This is a genomic window from Rhodovulum sp. (assembly GCF_011048875.1).
GTDB lineage: Bacteria > Pseudomonadota > Alphaproteobacteria > Rhodobacterales > Rhodobacteraceae > Rhodovulum > Rhodovulum tesquicola.
On record NZ_DSDD01000290.1, the window covers coordinates 1 to 2,907 of the forward strand.

The window sequence follows — 2,907 nt, forward strand, 5'->3', positions numbered from 1 at the left end:
ACAGCGCCTGCGGGACCTGCGCACCCCGTTGGCAATCGGACAGGCGACAGGCGGCATCCGCACGTCATGCAAGTGCCGCCCGCAGGTCGCCGCGACCGCGGCCGGATCGGGTTCGTCGCGCAGCAGGTTGTGCAGGCCGCTGGCCGGGTCGAAGCCTTCTTCCAGCGCGGCCACCAGCACCTTTTCCCAGGCCGGCTGATGACCCCGCCGCGGTTCGCGATGCCCACCACCAGCGTCTTCGCGCCCGCCGCGCGCGCCTCGGTCAGCATCATGTCGGGCAGGCGCAGATCGGCCTTGCAGCCCTCCATCCGGAATTGCGCGACGGCGTTGCCGGGCCGCCAGTCGCGGATGCCCTGCGCGACCTTGGCGGCCAGCGGATCGGGCGCGTCGCCCAGGAACAGCAGATAGGGGGTCTGGATCATCGCGGGGCGCCCTTGCGTTTGTCGGCCAGAGCCTGGCAAGGCGCGCGGGGATGTCCTGCCGATCTGTGCCGGGAATGCGCCCGCGGCGTGAAGGATCGTGTTCGGAATGACCGTATGACGCAATAAACGTCACGCAATCTCGAAAACGCGCGAAACTTCCGCCGTTCCGGTGACCCCGTCCGTAGAATCGCGGGTGCCGACGCTGCGGCGCGGCGAAACCGCTTGCCCAGCCGGGCGCAATTTTCTATCCCCGAACCCGAACGACCGGACAGATCCTTTCAAGGAGACCCGACCATGAGCTTCCGCATCCAGCCCTCCCCCGTCGCGCGCCCGAACCGCTGCCAGCTTTTCGGCCCCGGCTCGCGGCCCCAGCTGTTCGAGAAGATGGCAGCCAGCGCCGCGGACGTGATCAACCTCGATCTGGAGGATTCGGTTGCCCCCGACGACAAGGCGCAGGCCCGCAAGAACGTGATCCAGGCGATCGGCGATATCGACTGGGACAACAAGACGCTGAGCGTGCGGATCAACGGGCTCGATTCGGGCTACTGGTATCGCGATGTGGTCGATCTGCTGGAACAGGCCTCCGACCGGCTGGATCTCATCATGATCCCCAAGGCGGGCTGCGCGGCCGATATCTATGCCGTCGATGCGCTGGTCACCTCGGTCGAGCGGGCGATGGGCCGTACGAAACCGCTGGGCTTCGAGGTCATCATCGAATCGGCCGCCGGGATTTCCCATGTCGAGGAAATCGCCGCCGCCAGCCCCCGGCTTCAGGCGATGTCGCTGGGCGCGGCCGATTTCGCCGCCTCGATGGGGATGCAGACCACCGGCATCGGGGGCACGCAGGAAAACTACTACATGCATCATGCGGGGGCGAAATACTGGTCCGACCCCTGGCACTGGGCGCAGGCCACTATCGTCGCCGCCTGCCGCACCCATGGAGTGCTGCCGGTCGATGGCCCGTTCGGCGATTTCTCGGATGACGAGGGGTTCTATGCCCAGGCCCGCCGCTCTGCCACGTTGGGCATGGTCGGCAAATGGGCGATCCACCCGAAACAGGTGGCGCTGGCCAACGAGGTCTTCACGCCGTCCGAGGCGGCCGTGACCGAGGCGCGCGAGATCCTGGCCGCGATGGAAAAGGCCAAGGCCGAAGGCGCGGGCGCGACCGTCTACAAGGGCCGCCTGGTCGATATCGCCTCGATCAAGCAGGCCGAGGTGATCGTCAAGCAGGCCGAGATGATCGCCGGTAAGTGACGCCGGGCGAACGCCGATGACGGGAAACGGGGCCGCAAGGCCCCGTTTTTCTTTCCGCAGCCGCCCTTGCGCAACGGCGTCCGGTTCGCGCCGCGCGGGCGCTGACAGCCTCCCTTTTCACTTTCGGGCACCGCGTCCCCCGTGCGCGCGCCGCCCGGTCTGCTATGGTCGCGCCGATCCGCGACCAACAAGAGAGACAAGAATGGCCGATCATGGCAGCATCCGCACCACCGCAGGGCGTGGGCGACTTTTCGACACTGTGCTCGACACGATCGGGGACACGCCCGCGATCCGCATCAACAATCTGGGCCCGAAACATGTGACGATCTACGTCAAGGCCGAGGCGTTCAACCCTGGTGGCTCGGTCAAGGACCGGCTGGCGGTGAACATCATCGAGGCGGCAGAACGCTCGGGCGCGCTGAAACCCGGCCAGACCGTGGTCGAGGCGACCAGCGGAAATACCGGCATCGGGCTGGCGATGGTCTGCGCGCAGAAGGGCTATCCGCTGGTCATCACTATGGCCGAAAGCTTTTCGGTCGAACGCCGTCGGCTGATGCGGATGCTGGGGGCCAAGGTGGTGCTGACGCCCCGCGCCGACAAGGCGATGGGCATGGTCCGCAAGGCGCAGGAACTGGCCGCGGCGAATGGCTGGTTCCTGGCCCACCAGTTCGAGACCGAAGCCAATGCCGATATCCATGAAGCCACGACCGCGCGCGAGATCCTTGCCGATTTCGCGGGGCAGCGGCTGGATTACGTCGTCACGGGCTATGGCACCGGCGGCACGGTGAGCGGAATCGGCCGGGTGCTGCGCCGTGAACGGCCCGAGACCCGGATCATCCTGAGCGAGCCCGCGAATGCCGGGCTGATCGGCTCGGGGCAGGGGCAGGCGCGCAACGCGGCGGGCGAGCCCGAGGCCAGCCACCCCGCCTTCGAGCCGCATCCGATCCAGGGCTGGACGCCCGATTTCATCCCGCTGGTGCTGCAAGAGACGCTGGACAAGGGGTTCTACGATGAGCTTGTGCCGGTGACCGGGCAGGACGCCATCCGCCAGGCGCGGGAGCTTGCGCGCAAGGAAGGCATCCTGACCGGCATCTCGGGCGGGGCGTGCTTCGCGGTCGCCCTGCAGGTTGCCGAAGGCGCGGAACCGGGCTCGGTGATCCTGGCGATGCTGCCCGATACCGGCGAGCGTTACCTGTCCACGCCGCTGTTCGAGACCATCCCCGAGGACATG

The 2,907-nt window shown here is 67.4% G+C and carries 2 protein-coding genes and 1 pseudogene; 2 read left to right on the top strand and 1 reads right to left on the bottom strand.

What is annotated here, in order from left to right; translation table 11 throughout:
- A pseudogene (locus ENN83_RS10120) lies at window positions 1-422 on the bottom strand (DUF1611 domain-containing protein); the annotation flags it as partial.
- 294 nt (window positions 423-716) lie between these two features.
- Between ENN83_RS10120 and ENN83_RS10125 the strand changes: the two are divergent.
- Window positions 717-1,676, top strand: coding sequence for an L-malyl-CoA/beta-methylmalyl-CoA lyase (locus tag ENN83_RS10125; protein WP_287186590.1), 960 nt, complete (start codon window positions 717-719; stop codon window positions 1,674-1,676).
- Between the two features lie 202 nt (window positions 1,677-1,878).
- Window positions 1,879-2,907: cysteine synthase A (gene cysK / locus ENN83_RS10130; protein ID WP_287186592.1), on the top strand; the 1,029-nt coding region annotated here is incomplete at its 3' end.

Bases quoted from the DNA above. Each gene is read 5' to 3' on its own strand.
- ENN83_RS10125 (WP_287186590.1), top strand. From the start codon at position 717: ATGAGCTTCCGCATCCAGCCCTCCCCCGTCGCGCGCCCGAACCGCTGC.